General features: G+C 60.9%; 14 protein-coding genes. 9 read left to right on the top strand and 5 right to left on the bottom strand.

Features of this window, described 5'->3' with window-relative positions:
- The coding region (locus AC0L20_RS33960; RefSeq protein WP_473294835.1) for an ABC transporter substrate-binding protein at window positions 1–968 on the bottom strand (968 nt) is incomplete at its 3' end.
- Window positions 969–1,281: 313 nt separating this feature from the next.
- Between AC0L20_RS33960 and AC0L20_RS33965 the strand changes: the two genes are divergently transcribed.
- Genes AC0L20_RS33965 through AC0L20_RS33975 form a run of 3 tightly spaced genes read left to right on the top strand, consistent with a single transcriptional unit; the run spans window position 1,282 to window position 1,938 of the window.
- Window positions 1,282–1,491: a hypothetical protein gene (locus AC0L20_RS33965; RefSeq protein ID WP_473294836.1), complete on the top strand. Its 210-nt coding sequence runs from the start codon at window positions 1,282–1,284 to the stop codon at window positions 1,489–1,491.
- Between the two features lie 60 nt (window positions 1,492–1,551).
- On the top strand, window positions 1,552–1,785 hold the full coding sequence (locus AC0L20_RS33970) for a hypothetical protein (RefSeq protein ID WP_473294837.1): 234 nt from the start codon (window positions 1,552–1,554) through the stop codon (window positions 1,783–1,785).
- A 21-nt stretch (window positions 1,786–1,806) separates the two neighbouring features.
- The gene (locus AC0L20_RS33975) at window positions 1,807–1,938 is read left to right on the top strand and encodes a hypothetical protein (RefSeq protein WP_473294838.1); all 132 of its coding nucleotides are present in this window, start codon (window positions 1,807–1,809) and stop codon (window positions 1,936–1,938) included.
- Between the two features lie 507 nt (window positions 1,939–2,445).
- On the opposite strand, the gene AC0L20_RS33980 is transcribed toward AC0L20_RS33975, so the two are convergent.
- Together AC0L20_RS33980 and AC0L20_RS33985 are read right to left on the bottom strand one after the other, a co-directional pair.
- A complete protein-coding gene (locus AC0L20_RS33980) occupies window positions 2,446–4,065 on the bottom strand; it encodes an MDR family MFS transporter (protein WP_473294888.1) in 1,620 nt (539 codons plus the stop codon).
- A gap of 43 nt (window positions 4,066–4,108) precedes the next feature.
- Window positions 4,109–5,245, bottom strand: coding sequence for an HlyD family secretion protein (locus AC0L20_RS33985; protein ID WP_473294839.1), 1,137 nt, complete (start codon window positions 5,243–5,245; stop codon window positions 4,109–4,111).
- A 358-nt stretch (window positions 5,246–5,603) separates the two neighbouring features.
- On the opposite strand from AC0L20_RS33985, the gene AC0L20_RS33990 reads away from it, so the two are divergent.
- Window positions 5,604–5,912: a hypothetical protein gene (locus AC0L20_RS33990; RefSeq protein WP_473294840.1), complete on the top strand. Its 309-nt coding sequence runs from the start codon at window positions 5,604–5,606 to the stop codon at window positions 5,910–5,912.
- Window positions 5,913–6,186: 274 nt separating this feature from the next.
- On the opposite strand, the gene AC0L20_RS33995 is transcribed toward AC0L20_RS33990, so the two are convergent.
- Window positions 6,187–6,579, bottom strand: coding sequence for a nuclear transport factor 2 family protein (locus AC0L20_RS33995; protein ID WP_085350962.1), 393 nt, complete (start codon window positions 6,577–6,579; stop codon window positions 6,187–6,189).
- A gap of 133 nt (window positions 6,580–6,712) precedes the next feature.
- Here AC0L20_RS33995 and AC0L20_RS34000 point away from each other — a divergent pair, with 133 nt between their 5' ends.
- The 3 genes from AC0L20_RS34000 to AC0L20_RS34010 are packed head-to-tail and all read left to right on the top strand — an operon-like array spanning window position 6,713 to window position 10,432.
- Entirely contained in the window at window positions 6,713–7,327 is a 615-nt protein-coding gene (locus tag AC0L20_RS34000) for a sugar dehydrogenase complex small subunit (protein ID WP_473294841.1), read from the top strand.
- Window positions 7,328–7,358: 31 nt separating this feature from the next.
- Window positions 7,359–9,005, top strand: a complete 1,647-nt coding sequence (locus tag AC0L20_RS34005) for a GMC family oxidoreductase (RefSeq protein ID WP_473294842.1) — start codon at window positions 7,359–7,361, stop codon at window positions 9,003–9,005.
- A 2-nt stretch (window positions 9,006–9,007) separates the two neighbouring features.
- Window positions 9,008–10,432 (top strand): c-type cytochrome, encoded by a 1,425-nt coding sequence (locus AC0L20_RS34010; RefSeq protein ID WP_473294843.1) that lies wholly within the window; start codon window positions 9,008–9,010, stop codon window positions 10,430–10,432.
- Window positions 10,433–10,686: 254 nt separating this feature from the next.
- On the opposite strand, the gene AC0L20_RS34015 is transcribed toward AC0L20_RS34010, so the two are convergent.
- On the bottom strand, window positions 10,687–11,310 hold the full coding sequence (locus AC0L20_RS34015) for a TetR/AcrR family transcriptional regulator (RefSeq protein WP_473294844.1): 624 nt from the start codon (window positions 11,308–11,310) through the stop codon (window positions 10,687–10,689).
- Between the two features lie 248 nt (window positions 11,311–11,558).
- Between AC0L20_RS34015 and AC0L20_RS34020 the strand changes: the two genes are divergently transcribed.
- Both AC0L20_RS34020 and AC0L20_RS34025 read left to right on the top strand, forming a co-directional pair.
- Window positions 11,559–12,686 (top strand): HlyD family secretion protein, encoded by a 1,128-nt coding sequence (locus AC0L20_RS34020; protein WP_473294845.1) that lies wholly within the window; start codon window positions 11,559–11,561, stop codon window positions 12,684–12,686.
- Entirely contained in the window at window positions 12,683–14,167 is a 1,485-nt protein-coding gene (locus tag AC0L20_RS34025) for an MFS transporter (protein ID WP_473294846.1), read from the top strand. Before AC0L20_RS34020 ends, AC0L20_RS34025 begins: the two co-directional genes overlap by 4 nt.
- Window positions 14,168–14,189: the final 22 nt, after the last annotated feature.

Genomic DNA, 14,189 nt, shown 5'->3' on the forward strand with positions numbered 1-14,189 from the left:
AGACCCGCGACGTTGTTGACGTCGGCATTGGGCAGGCGCTTCTTCATGAAGTCGATATAGGCCGTCATCGCCGGATCATCCTTCGGCACCTCGACGAACGGCTTGAGCGAGCCGAGCGAGAGCACGCCCTTGCCGGCATCGAGGCCAGCCGGCACCATCACGGTCGCCTTGTTGGCGCAGCCAGAGGCAAGGAAGCGCGTCGCCTGCCAGCCGACCTCATGCGCTTTCCGGATCGCCTGCGCGCAGGCCCGCGGCGTGACCGAATAGATCATGAACACGTCTGCCTTGGTGTTGGCGAGCGTCAGCACCTGGGAATCGACGGTGGGGTCGGCTACCTCGAAGCTCGACGCCATCGCGATCGCCTTGTCGGCGTCGGCACCAAGCGCCTCCTTGACGCCGCGCAGATATTCCTTGCCGGCGTCGTCGTTCTGATAGAGCACCGCGAAGCGCGCGTTCGGGTTCTTGGCGCGGGCATAGGCGACGTCGATCGCGGCCTCGCTGGTGTAGTTCGGCGCCCACGGCAGCGCCATCGACCACGGCATGTTGGCGGGGTCGTTCCACTTCGAGGCCGAGCTGATCAGAAACAGCTGCGGCACCTTGTTGCTGTTCAGATATTTTGCGATCGCCGAGCTCGGCGCGGTGCCCATGGTCGCGAAGATGAAGGCGACGCCATCGCCCTCGACCAGCCGGCGCGCCGCTTCCACGGTCTTCGGCGGCGAGAAGGCGTCGTCGAGCGACAAGAGATTGAGCTTGCGGCCGTTGACGCCGCCCTTCTCGTTGACCTCGTCGAAATAGGCCGAGATCACCCTGCCGGTGATGCCAAGCGGCGATGCGGGGCCGCTATAGGGCATAGTATTGCCGATCTTGATCTCGGTGTCGCTAACGCCGGGCCCATAGGATTTTTGCGCGGAGACGGGCGTGGACAGGCAAGCAGCCAGCGCTGCAGCCAGGACCAAAGCGGTTTTCATGGTTTCTCCCCGGTGATGCTCGCCGCGACTCGGAAGGCGCGGGGTGCTGCTTTTTGCCAGCATGTCAGATCAACGGAGTTCCGCAAGGCGATCTTGCGTCGATTTGCTGACGGCGCTTGCGGCCCGGGACCGGAATAGACCACCCCCTGGCCGGCAAGACAACGGTCGCGCCTGCCGCTTCGCTACAAGGCGTCATGTCAGAAAAGAGGTAGTGCTGTCCTGATCCGCAGGATGCCCTTCCCTTTGCGGAGCGATGCTCCATTGGCGAATAGTGACCAACAATCAGGCCGCTTGCAAGCAAGGAGATTGCGCCATGTCTGAGATCTTCGCCGGCATCCGCATGCCTGACAGTGCCATTGCGCGCCCCGCTACGCAGCTCGTGCGCGACAACAAGGAGGCCCTGCTCTACAACCACAGTTGCCCTGTCTTCGTTTGGGGCGCGCTTACCACCGAGCGCCACGTTGTGAAGTACGAGCCGGCGCTCCTTTACCTTTGGCGCGATGTTCCACGACTTGGCACATAGAGAAGTACCAGCCCCGACCTGCGCTTCGACGTCGACGGCATCAATGCCGCGCGCGATTTCATGAAAAGCAACGGCCTGCCGGAGCGTGAAATCGAGGGCGTCTGGACCGCCATGGCGCTCCACACCACCCGGGGTATTCCGGAGCATATGCGGGCCATGATCGCGCTGGTGACCGCTGGCGTTGAAATGGACGTGCTTGGCATCGCCTATCCCGACATTTCTGCGTTCATCATCCCGGGAGGAAAACATCAGCATCAAGAAGCCGCTCACGACGTTCGGCAACGTGAATGGTGACGTCCTCCGAGGACATGACCTATGTCCGCCAGAACTTTTGTCAACGGTGCCGTGCTCGAGGTCGACGGCGGGCTCACCGCCGCTTTCGTGACCCACCGTCACGGAGCCGACTTCGCGCGCGCCGGCGGCAATCCAGAAAACATGAAACCATGACAGAGCCTTCTGCCCAGCCGCCGCTTGCGCTCGTCACCGGGGCACTCGCGGCATCGGCAAGGGAATGGCGAGCCGGCTGGCTCGCGACGGATTCCAGGTGCTCGTCATCGACTTCGATCGCGCGGCGGCCGAGGCCTGTGCCAGCCAAATCTCGACGGCTACCGTGATGTCACGCGCGGCCGCCGTCGCTCTGCGTCAGCACGGGTTCGGGACGCCGGATTGGCAGGACCATCTAACCTTCCGGTCCTCTCCTCCACATCCACATTCATTGCTGGCGTTTGCACTTTTGTTCTCGGATGGTCACCTCTGGTCGACCATCCCATCCGTTCAGACCGATGCTTCAAATGACATGATTGCAGGGCCGCGATCCCCAGAAGGCCGCGATCTCCCCGCTGCAAAGAGAGCTCCAGACGACGGGCCGAAGAAGCGCCGTCCCGGCCGCCACGTTGTTGCGCCAAGGCGCGGATCCGGTTCTCGTCGTGCTCGTTGGGACAATGCTGCAAACCTCTAGTGTCCACTGTGGGCATCGAGGCGATCAGCCTTCTTGAGCAGCAGGCTCGCCACCATCGCAACTATCAGCGCCGCGCCCAGTGCGTAGAAGGTATCGCTGAAGGCAAGGATATACGCCTGCTTCTGCACAATATGACCGACCGCGACATATGCGCGGTGCGCTGCATCAACGCGATCAATGACGCCGTGGTTCATGAAATACTGCGTGAGCTCCTCGATCCGGGTGCGGATCGCCTGTTCCAGCACTGACACCGATTGCGACAATATATTGGAGTGATACTGCTCGCGTTTGGTCAGCAGTGTCTGCAGTCCGGCAATGCCAATTGCGCCGCCGAGCTGGCGCATCATATTGAACAACGCGGACGCGGACCCCGCATTGGCGGCCTCAATGCCCGCAGTTGCGACCGCCGAGAGCGGGGCGAACATCAGGGCCTGACCAACGGCACGGACGACGTTCGGCCAAAACAGCTGATCGGCGGCATAGTCGTTGCTCATGTAAATGTTCATGAAGTTGGAAACGGCGAATAACCCAAATCCAATGGCAATCATGATGCGCGGATCGATGCGGTTCATCAACCGTGGCACCAGCGGAATCAGCACAAGCTGCGGCAGCCCGGTCCAGGCCAGTACCGCGCCGATTTGCTCGGAATTGTAGCCCTGGACGCGCGAAAGATAGACGGGAAGAATGTAGACCGAACCGTACAAGGCAACGCCGAGCAGGAAGTTGGCGAGAACGCCGAAGCCGAAATTGCGACGAAACAGCAGGCGCAGGTTCAGCAGCGGTTTCTTGCTGGTCAGTTCGATGAGAACGAACAGCGGCAGCGTGATCCCCGCAATGACGGCGAAGCGCACGATGAAGGGCGAACCGAACCAGTCATCCTTGTTACCTTCTTCCAGCACGGTCTGCAGCGCGGCAAGTCCGATCGCCATGGTGACGATGCCCAGCCAGTCGCCGTCGCGCAGCAGCGACAGCTTCATCGGCGATGCTTCCAGCGAGAAATAGAGCATGCCGATCATGATCGCGCCCGGCACGATGTTGACGTAGAAAATGTATTGCCAGCCCCAGTTCTCGGTGAGATAGCCGCCGATCGTCGGCCCGATGGCCGGCGCGAACGTCGCGGAGATCGCAAACAGCGCCTGGCCGATCGGCTGCTTCGCCTTCGGCAACAATGTGATGATCAGCGTGAACGCCAATGGGATCAGCACGCCCCCGGTGAACCCCTGCACGGCACGTAACGCGATCATCTGCGGCAGGTTTTGGGCAAGTGCGCACGCCGCCGAGAACACCAGGAAGAGGATGGCGTTGGTCAGGAGGTAGATGCGGATAGAGAACACCTGGGCAAGCCAGCCGCTCAAGGGGATCACCACGATTTCGGCGATCAAATAGGAGGTCGAGATCCAGCCGCCATCATCGATCCCCGCGCCGATACCGCCCTGAATATTGGCAAGCGAAGCATTAACGATCTGGATGTTGAGCACTGCCATGAAGGCGCCAAGCGTGGCTCCGATCACTGCGAGCCAGGTCTTTGCTGAGACGGCAGGAGCGGCTGCAGGTACGACGGTTGCCTCACCCTCGCTGGCAGAACTTATGTCGACGGTAGTTTGCAGTGTGGTCATCATTGTCTGCTCGCGTCCGAGGGCGCATTCGTTCAGGTCTGGACTAGGGGCCGCCCGACGCGAGCCGCTTCTCGGCCTCGCGCTTGGCGACCGCGGCCGATTTGGTGTTGACAGTCGGCACAGCCGACATGCCCGGGCGCAGTAGGCCTTTCAGGCTCGGATCGTCGAGCACGATCTTGACTGGCACGCGCTGTACAATCTTCGTGAAGTTACCAGTCGCGTTGTCGGGCGGCAGCAGCGTAAATTCCAGGCCGCTCGCCGGCGCCAAGCTGTTGACATGGCCCTTCAGCCTCGTCGACTGGAAGCTATCGACGTACAGATCCACCGGTTGATCGTTGCGCATATGAGTGAGCTGGGTCTCCTTGAAATTGGCGACGACATAGACCGCATCCAGTGGCACAACCGCCATCAGCTGGGTTCCGGCCTGCACATATTGTCCCACCCGGAGGGAGCGCGCGCCGACCGTGCCGTCCACGGGCGCGGTCACCTGCGTATAAGACAAATTCAGGACCGCCTGCTGCTCGAGGGCGCGGGCATGGTCGAGCTGCGCAACCGCCCTCGCACGCTCAGTTGACAGTACTTCGACCTTTTTGTTGGCGGCGATCAGACCTGACCTCCCCTGCTGTAGTTGAGCGGACTGCGCACGCAAGGCGGCATCGGTCTGTTGCGCGCGCTGCACGGTGCCTGAACCCGACTTCATCAACCCGTCGTAACGGGTGCGTTCTTCCTGCGCGAACTTCAGATTGGCTTCGGACGCATCGACCTCGGCCGCCTGCTGCTGGATCAGCGGCTCCTGCAATTCGATCTGCGCGTCGAGGTTCTTCACCGCGGCTGCGGAGGCCGCAACGTCAGCCTTGGCCTGGTTCAGCGCGGTCTTGAAGTCGCGGTCGTCGATTCGGGCCAGAGGCTGGCCGGCCGCAACCTGCTCGTTGTCGGCAACAAGTACCTCGGAAATGTATCCGGAGATTTTCGGTGCGATGATTGTCGAGTCTGCTTTGACATAGGCGTCGTCGGTCGTTTCCAGATAACGGCCGGTGGTGAGGTAGTAGTGACCGAAATAAGCGGTTCCGGTGAGGCCGAGCACTACGGCAAGCGCGACCGCTGCCCGCCGGATCCCTTGCCGAGACGGGCGAAGGCTGGCTTTGGCGTTCTGTTCAGCAGCAAAGGAAAGGGTCGACATGGCATCCTCCGAAACCTGAAGGCGGGGCTTCAGCTCAATCTGAATAAAGGACATCTCTAAGGCGATTACATACGTCTTAGCGGACAGAGCGCGCGGGATTCACTCATACATTTAGCCCCGATCAGTCATACGTTGATGTGAGCGAGATCTTCCGATCGTCGGATGGACAGAAAGAAGCGGGCGTTCATTATTTCTGGAGTGCCGCGGTTGTCCTGACGTTGGTGGTTTGATGCGCGTCGCCGCGGCATTACCGAACGGGATGGGAGGGCCGGCGAAGTGAAGCAGAAGTGGCGCAACCGCGCGGGCAAAATGCCGGGAGGATTGTTCGATGAGGAGCATAGGAAGCAGGGACGGCAGCATGAATGAGCCGACTATGTCGGCGCGCCTGGGCGTTGCCTCATGGATCATTTTGATTGTGCTGGTATCGCTTTTGCTTGCCACCTGTGTTGTTGCCTATCTGGGCTGGAGGCTCGCAGATGGCGTCGATGTGCCAATCTCGGGCTATATCGCGATGGCAGTCGGAGTTGTTGTTTCTCTCGCCGTTGGTTTTGGCCTAATGGCACTTGTTTTCTACAGTAGCCGAAAAGGATACGATGAAGGTCCGGTACTAGTTGTTCCGGAGAATGATCCCAAAGAACACGGCTCTCCTTCGAACAAACTGGATTAGCCAGAGTTCTGGATCTCGATCCAGACGCATATCTAGTCTTGACGACGGTTTGAGCTACATGCGCGTGTGGTAATCGAAAGGACGTCACAGCGCGGCCCCATCTCGGGCGGTGCGGGGCTCGGAACGTCCGCCCACGAGCCGCACATTCGAGCGGACAATGAGTTGGCCCTTGGGAGACTGGGTTCAGCCTCGCACTCCCCACAATAGCGGGGGCAACGCAGTTCAGCGCTCTCGTAGATCGCTATCGATGCTCCGGGCTTAGGTCTTAGTGATCCTAAGGGTTTGTGGTGACGAATCGCTCAACAAGATGTGCACGCGAGGGGCCGGGGTCGAATCCGCCGGCGAAATATTGCGTTTCGTTGGCTACCAATCCGTCGCGAAATTCCATGATGCTCACCGCGTAGGATGGTATGCCGTCATAGGTAAGCACGAATTCAGTGACCCAGAGATCGCCGCCCCCGATCATTCGCCGGATTGTAAAACGCTTCTTATTTGGCTGGACGGTTCGGCTCTCCTGAATATTGTGCTGGCCGCGGATCCGCTCTCCCGATTGCGGATAAACAAGCACGGCATCGTCACGGTAGATTTCGTGTTCGACCTTGAAATCGCTGGCGTCCGAAGCCGCCCAATGACGCTCCAGCGCGATACGTACAGTTCGATCATCCATCTCATCCTCCGACCTTCGCTTCGCGCTACAATCCCTGGTACCTCGCACGTAGGGCGCTGTTATCGATCGCGCCAGTCGTCGCCTCATGATGTCCGCTCATACCTTGATATGATCGCACTCCGCTGAGGGTTGTATGGCCGAACACGCCAGTGGCTTGCAGGATCGAACAGCGCCATGGCTCTTAACAGCGAGGTGTACGGATATGCGCGACCGGTACCGCGACGATTCCCCTTCGGCATTCAGTCTCGCTCGCCGCGAGCTGCTGGTGGGTGGGCTGCTAGTCGTCGGGACTGCCGCGCTCCCAGCGGTGCCCGCCCTTGCGACGCCGACCTCGTCGCCCGATCAAGCTGCGGCGCGGTTCATGGAAATTTCGTCACTGCTGGTTCCGCACCGTCTCAACGCCGAGGTCGGGAAGCGCATGGCGGCCGCGATGGGCGCGCTGAATCTGTCGCTGTCACCGCAAATCGACGGGCTCCTTGCGATCGCACGAGAGAGGAACGCGCGAGTCGTTGAGGACTTCTTTGCCGATGTTCCGGACGGCCCGCTGAAAGATGCCGCGCTTTCGATCATTTCCGCTTGGTATCTCGGCGTCGTAACCGACGCTCCGGATGCCGAGGTGTTCGCTTACGAATATGCGCTCATGTATCAGCCGACCAGGGACATCATGACCATTCCGTCCTACGCGATCTCCGGACCGAATGGATGGACGGCTGAGGCGCCCCCACTGAGCAATATGCCTGAATTCTGAACGCGGCGCTCTCGAGAGAGGAATTATCCAGATGGCGAGCGAATACAGTGCAGACATCGTCGTCGTGGGAACCGGGGTTGTCGGTTGTCTGATCGCGCAACAGGCCCAAGACGCCGGCTTGTCCGTGCTGATGCTCGAAGCCGGTCCGCGCGTCGATCGCTGGCGAGTTGTCGAGAATTTCCGGAATCTGCCGCCAAGCCTGAGGCTGTTTCATTGGAATGCGCCGTATCCACCGAAGCCGTGGGCGCCGCATCTCGAAACGCGGACGGCCAAAGAGCACGAGCAATACCTTCAACTGGAAGGACCGAATGCCCGGGCGTATCTCCAGGGTTATGTCCGCTATGCGGGAGGCGCGACCTGGCACTGGGCCGGAATCTGCTGGCGTCTGACGCCCGAGGACATGCGTCTGAAAAGCCTATATGGGGTCGGCCGGGACTGGCCATTCAGCCACGAAAATATCGAGCCCTACTACACGCGCGCGGAATACGCGATCGGCGTGAGCGGTCCATTCGACCCGACGCTGCAATGGCCGCCAAATGGCAGGCGCTCAAAACCCTATCCGATGGGACCAATTCCCTTCGGTCCCGGTGAGCATCGTTTTACCGAGGCCGCCGCGAGAATTGGGATGATCAACCTGCCGGCGCCTCAGGCTCGCAATAGCGGCGTCTCGTATGACGGCCGGCCGGCGTGTTGCGGCAACAACAACTGTTTTCCGGTATGCCCGATCGCCGCCAAGTACGATGCGGCGACGGCTTTGCCAAAGATCGAGGCCAAGGGCGGCAAAATCCTGGCCAATGCGGTCGCTTATCGAATCGAGACAGGCGAGAAGAATTCGGTCGAGGCGGTTCACTATTTCGACCCGGACAAGCGCTCGCACAGGGTTACGGCCAAGATCTTCGTGATTGCCTGCAACGGTATTGAGACGCCAAAGCTGCTTTTGCTGTCAAAGAACGAGCGCAATCCTAACGGTGTCGCGAACAGCTCCGATCAGGTTGGTCGCAACATGATGGATCAGCCGAAGCTCACAGCGGAGTTGGAGCTCAAAGAACCGCTGTGGACAGGCGTCGGTCCGGTTCAGAGCAGTAGCATCCTCAATACCACGCAGGGCGAATTCCGCAGCCGCTACGCCGGAGCGATGTTCCGGATGGAGAATTTCGCCCGCAGCCCCCTCGGTGCGGCGGCCGCGCTGAAAAAAGGTCTGGTTGGCAAGGCTCTGGATAGCGAGATCCGGCGGCTTTCCGCTTGCACTGCAAGGTTGACCGTGGAGCATGAGATACTGCCTTCCGCAAACAACCGTTTGACGCTGTCCAGCAAGAAAGATTGGCTCGGCATCAACAAGCCGAATATTCATTACGACGTCGGCGATTACGTGCGCCTAAGCGCCAAAGAATACACCGTGCCGCGGCTGCAGCAATTGGCTGACGAACTCGGCGCTACCAAGTTCCAACTGTCGCCCGAGTTTCTCAACAGCGACCACATAATGGGCGGCTGCATCATGGGGGCGGAAGCGGCGACAGCGGTGGTGGATGCCGACTGCCGGGCGCACGATCACCCCAACCTGTTCCTGCCTGGCGGCGGCGCGATGCCCAGCGCAACGGCTTCGAACAGCACGCTGACCATGACGGCGCTGGCGCTGAAGGCGGCTGACGCGATCACCAATCAACTCAAGCATGGCTGATCATGGGCAACTCCAGTCGACACCCCGGCGCGCTGCTCATCTGTTTTGCCACGATCGCGGCGACCGGCATTTGTCAGGCGGCTGATTCGCCGGAGCAAGCGGCTGCTGCGATCAGACGCGGGCAATATCTGGCGGTTGCCGCTGACTGCGGCGCCTGCCACACGGTACCACGAGGCAAGCCTTTCGCTGGGGGGCTGGCCATCTCGACGCCGCTCGGAACCATTTACTCGACCAATATCACACCGTCGCTCGATTTCGGGATTGGCCACTACACCGAGGAAGAATTTTCGCGGGCGCTCCGTCGCGGAGTTCGACGCGATGGCGCCAACCTCTATCCTGCGATGCCGTACACGTCCTATACCAAGTTCACGGACGACGATGCGCATGCGCTTTACCTGTACTTCACACTGGCGGTGAAGCCCGTCGAACAGCGCTCGCCGCCGACCCAGTTGCCGCTTCCGATGAACGTCCGCGCGTCGATGATAGGCTGGAACCTACTGTTCCTGGGCACGGCAACCTTCGTGCCGGATCCGCATCAATCGGCGGAATGGAATCGGGGCGCCTATCTCGCGCAGGCCGCCGCGCATTGCAGCACCTGTCACACGCCACGCGGCTTTCTGATGCAGGAGGACGCGAGCCGCGCTTTTTCCGGCGCACAAGTCGGCGCCTGGTACGCGCCGAACATCACGTCGGACCCGATAAGCGGCATTGGAAGCTGGACCAAGGAAGATCTGGTGGTGTATCTGCGCACGGGACATCTATCCGGAAAAGCGCAGGCGGCCGGAAGTATGGCGGAAGCAGTCGAAAACAGCTTTCAGCACCTTGCGGCCACGGACCTCGATGCGATCGCGACCTATGTAAAGAGTATTCCGGCCGTCTCGGACCCTGCGGTCGACACTTCCCGCTTCGCGGCTGGAAAGATGTCCTCTGAGCTTGGACGGTTGCGCGGACGCACCGCCATCAGGTCCGATAGCGAATCCGCTGCCGGCGGCGCAGAGCTGTTTCGAGGCAATTGCACCTCCTGCCATTCGGCTGAAGGCCAAGGCAGCAAGGATGGCTACTATCCGAGCCTGTTCTGGAACTCGGCCACTGGCGCGAAGAACGCGACTAACCTGGTTGCGACGATTCTCTACGGCGTGAATCGGACGACGTCGGGAAGACGGGCCTTCATGCCCGGCTTCGGCGGGCGCACGACTGACGCCAATGCACTCAGCGATCTCAACATTGCGGCGCTAGGCAATTATGTGCTCGCCCAGTATGGGGCAGCCGATAACATCATCACTGAACAACAGGTCGCCGAGGCGCGCTGCGGCGGTCCTTCCTCTCCGCTGCTGGCACTCGCGCGTTTCGGCATGATAGCCGCAGCCACCCTCGCGTTTCTTGGCATTGCTTTTCTGATCTTCCTCAGACGAAGACGTGTCGCCTGATATGTCGCGCGCAACGCGCCGTGTGCGTGGCGCTCGGCGCTTGGTATTGTCATGCAAGCGGCTGACGCTTGCCAATCCGGTTCAGCAGCAGCGGCGTTCATACGTTGATATGACCGGCGTCCGCCGAGGGTTCTATAGCCGCGCACGCCCAGCGGCTTGCAGAATGCGTTGACCCTTCAGCGGAGGAAGAACGACAATGTACGAGCCATCCTCATCGCGTAACGGGCAACGGTTGCTCGACGCTTCACGGAATCTCATCCGCAGATTATGGTCACCGCCTTCCGGGCAACCTCACTCAGTTCGGCACGGCGAGCGCCGGCACGGGCGCGGATCGCGATGGTGTGCATTGTGGCTGATGCGAGGACCGCAAGTGCGGTGGGATCCGCATCGTGCTTCAGCTCACCTCTCTCAAGCGCCGTGCGGAAACGGGCTTCAAAATCGGCGTCGATGGTCCGCAGTCCCGCCGCAACAATGTTCCGGATCGCGGCGTCGTCGACGGCTTCGGTTAGCGCGGTCCCGATCACAAAGCAGCCCCGCGCGCTGCCCTTTCCAGAAAAATAGATCGACAACGCCGCCCCGAACGCAAGCATTAGACTTTCACCTAAGGGACGGTCTTGTGCGAGAGCCTCACGCGTGGCGGCGAGGCTCTCCTCCCAATAACGGGCGAGCGCCTCCAGATACAGCGCGTGCTTGTTGCCGAATGCCGCATAGAGGCTCGGTGGATTCATGCCGGTTGCGGCAGCGATGCTGTCGAGGGAAGTGCCGGAGTAGCCGGTCTTCCAGAAGGTTTCCGTTGCCTGCTTGAGGGCTGCCTGTGTGTCGTAGGCCCGGGGCCGCCCCCGGCGAACTGGTGCCGTTTCGCTCTTTTTACGTGCCATATCGCAAAACACCCCGGTCGATGCCAGTAGGTCTCATATTTATATAAGTCGTTACAAAATTCAATGGCAAGGACCCTTGATTGCTGCTCCGTGGTACAATATTTGTAATGAACGCTACAAATATATTGAGGTGAGGGCTTTCGATGCAGCTAAGTCTTGCGCCAGTTGCCGGCGGGATGGGCGACCGGAAGGAGGTCCGCGAGGTTGCGGACATTCGTGTTGGCTCTACGTCCGCGGGACACGCAGCGGTGGAGACGCAATTCGATCGAGTTATCGATGACGTCGCACCGGTCCCCGTGGCGAAACCGCCCGAAAGAAGCCTCAGGAAGCGGCTGCGCCGGCCGCTAATGCTTATCGTGCCGATCGTGGTGGCCGGTATCGGCGCCGCGGTGTACCTCGCTGCCGAGCCTTACGTCTCGACCGACAACGCGTTCGTTCGCGCAGCGAAAGTGACCGTCAACGCGCGGGTTGCCGGACAGGCGGTTGAAATCGCCGTCGAGGACAATCAGCGAGTCCGGCAGGGCCAGGTCCTGTTCCGGATCGATCCGGAGGCCTACCAGATTGCGATCGATCAAGCCGACGCGCATCTCGGCAGCGCGCGCCTTCAGATCGAAGCGCTGAAGGCTACCTATCGCCAGCAGCAGGCCGAACTACAGTCGGCCAGGGATTCGGCGGCTTTCGACGAGCGCGAGTATGACCGCAAGAAAGCGCTGGTCGCGTCCGATTTCACCCCGCGCGCGGTCTACGAGCGCGCCGAGACCAATCTCAAGGTCGCCCGTCAGCACATTTCGTCGATCGAACAGCAGATCGCCAGCACCGTCGTTGCGTTGAATGGCGATCCGGACATCGATATCGACCGCCATCCGACGGTTCGCGCCGCCAAGGCGCAGCTCGACCGCGCCCGGCTTGATCTGTCCTATGCGACGGTGAGGGCGCCCGACGACGGCATCGTGACCAAGGTCGACGATTTGCAGGTTGGCGGCTTCGTCAATGCGGGGGCGCCCGTGTTCTCGCTGCTGTCGAGCCGGCGCGTCTGGATCGAGGCGAATTTCCGCGAAACCGGCCTCACTCACATGCGTCCAGGCCAGGAGGCGACGATCGACGTCGATGTTTATCCGGATCGCACGTTCAGGGCTCATATCGTCAGCATGAGTCCGGGCACCGGCTCTGATTTCGCGGTGCTGCCGCCCGAGAATGCGACCGGCAACTGGGTCAAGGTCGTGCAGCGTCTGCCGGTGCGCCTCGAGCTTGATGAAGTCGATCCGAACCGGCCGTTGTTCTCCGGCATCAGCGTGACGGCGCGGGTCGACACCGGCCATCGCCGTACCTGGCGCCATCCGCTCCAGCTCGTGCTCGCGACGGAGGCGGGCAGATGAGTGCGTCGCTCGTAGCGAGCACTGCAACCGGGACCATCACAGTGGCGGCCCTGATGGCGACCTACATGGAGGCGGTGAACATCTCGCTGCCGAATGCGGCGCTGCCGCACATCCAGGGCACGCTGTCGATGGGCAACGACGAGGTCGGCTGGGTATTTACGGCCTATATGGCGGCAGGCGCCGCCGTCATGCCAATGGCGCGCTGGCTCGCGGGGCGCTATGGCCGCAAGACGGTCTATCAGGTGGCACTCGCTGTCTTCGTGGTCGGCCTCATCCTCAACACGCTGGCGACGACGTCCCTCCAGTTCGTGTTCGCCCGGATGGTCCAGGGAGCCGCGAGTGGCGCATTCGCGCCTTTGTCTCTGGCTACCCTGCTGGATGTTCTGCCGCAGCCGCGTCATGCCCGGATCACGTTGGTGTGGTCGGTGTGCATCGTGCTCGGCATCAGCAGCGGCGCCAGCATCGGCGGCTGGCTCAGTGAATATCACGGCTGGCACTCGATCTTCTATTTCAGCCTGCCGATGGCAGCATTCATCTCGCTGACAGTGGCACTGTTCCTTCCCGAGAAAAGAGCGGAGCAGAACCCGCGCTTCGATTTCTTCGGCCTGGCGACCTTATCGATTGGCATGATCGGCCTCCAGATGGTGCTTGACCGCGGCGAACGCCTTGAATGGTTTGCCTCGGCGGAAATCTGGACCGAAGCCGCGGTCTCGATGCTGGGATTCTATCTTTTCATCGTGCACGTCATGACGACGGACGTGCATTTTCTCAACAAGGCGCTGTTCAGGGATCGCAACTTCATTCTTTCGACGATCATGTTCTTTGCCGTCGGCTTCGTCCTGCTGCCGACCCTGGCGTTGACCTCGCCGATGCTGGAGGAGTTGCTGGAATATCCGGTTGATACCACCGGGTACATGACTCTCGCACGCGGTGTCACGCTCGTGGGCACGGTGACGCTGATGGGCTTCGCCCCGGCACGAATCGACAACCGGCTATTCATATTCGGCGGCATGGCGGCGGTGATCTATGCCAATTCGCTGATGCTCGGCTATTCACCTGTGATGGATCAGCGACTGGTGGTCGCAGCGACTCTGCTTCAGGGTACCGGTCTCGGCATGTTGCTTCCGTCGCTCGGCAAGGTGGCGTTCAGCGCGCTCGATCCGAAATTCCGCCCCGAAGGCACTGCCCTGTTGAGCCTGTCGCGGGTCTATGGAAGCACGATCGGCATCGCGGTCGTCCAGATATTCTTCTACGATAACACCCAGGCCATGCATTTGGCGCTGGCCAAGAACCTCACGCCTTACCGCGCCGCAGCCCATGTCGCCGGTTCAATCGCCAAGTCAGATCTTGCCGCGCTCAATGGCATGATCACCCAGCAGGCGGCTGTTGTGGCGGTCATCGACCAGTTCAAGATCCTGATGTTCGCCATGCTGATCGTCAGTCCGCTCGTTCTGTTTCTCCACAAGCCGCCAGCCAATTAGCGTCAAATGAAGGAGTATTCCC

The organism is Bradyrhizobium sp. Kon58 (assembly GCF_055807455.1).

What these genes read in the sequence shown, in the direction of transcription:
- AC0L20_RS33965 (WP_473294836.1), top strand. Translation starts at nt 1,282, where the DNA reads ATGTCTGAGATCTTCGCCGGCATCCGCATGCCTGACAGTGCCATTGCG.
- AC0L20_RS33970 (WP_473294837.1), top strand. Translation starts at nt 1,552, where the DNA reads ATGAAAAGCAACGGCCTGCCGGAGCGTGAAATCGAGGGCGTCTGGACC.
- AC0L20_RS33975 (WP_473294838.1), top strand. Translation starts at nt 1,807, where the DNA reads ATGTCCGCCAGAACTTTTGTCAACGGTGCCGTGCTCGAGGTCGACGGC.
- AC0L20_RS33980 (WP_473294888.1), bottom strand. Translation starts at nt 4,065, where the DNA reads ATGACCACACTGCAAACTACCGTCGACATAAGTTCTGCCAGCGAGGGT.
- AC0L20_RS33985 (WP_473294839.1), bottom strand. Translation starts at nt 5,245, where the DNA reads ATGTCGACCCTTTCCTTTGCTGCTGAACAGAACGCCAAAGCCAGCCTT.
- AC0L20_RS33990 (WP_473294840.1), top strand. Translation starts at nt 5,604, where the DNA reads ATGAATGAGCCGACTATGTCGGCGCGCCTGGGCGTTGCCTCATGGATC.
- AC0L20_RS33995 (WP_085350962.1), bottom strand. Translation starts at nt 6,579, where the DNA reads ATGGATGATCGAACTGTACGTATCGCGCTGGAGCGTCATTGGGCGGCT.
- AC0L20_RS34000 (WP_473294841.1), top strand. Translation starts at nt 6,713, where the DNA reads ATGGCCGAACACGCCAGTGGCTTGCAGGATCGAACAGCGCCATGGCTC.
- AC0L20_RS34005 (WP_473294842.1), top strand. Translation starts at nt 7,359, where the DNA reads ATGGCGAGCGAATACAGTGCAGACATCGTCGTCGTGGGAACCGGGGTT.
- AC0L20_RS34010 (WP_473294843.1), top strand. Translation starts at nt 9,008, where the DNA reads ATGGGCAACTCCAGTCGACACCCCGGCGCGCTGCTCATCTGTTTTGCC.
- AC0L20_RS34015 (WP_473294844.1), bottom strand. Translation starts at nt 11,310, where the DNA reads ATGGCACGTAAAAAGAGCGAAACGGCACCAGTTCGCCGGGGGCGGCCC.
- AC0L20_RS34025 (WP_473294846.1), top strand. Translation starts at nt 12,683, where the DNA reads ATGAGTGCGTCGCTCGTAGCGAGCACTGCAACCGGGACCATCACAGTG.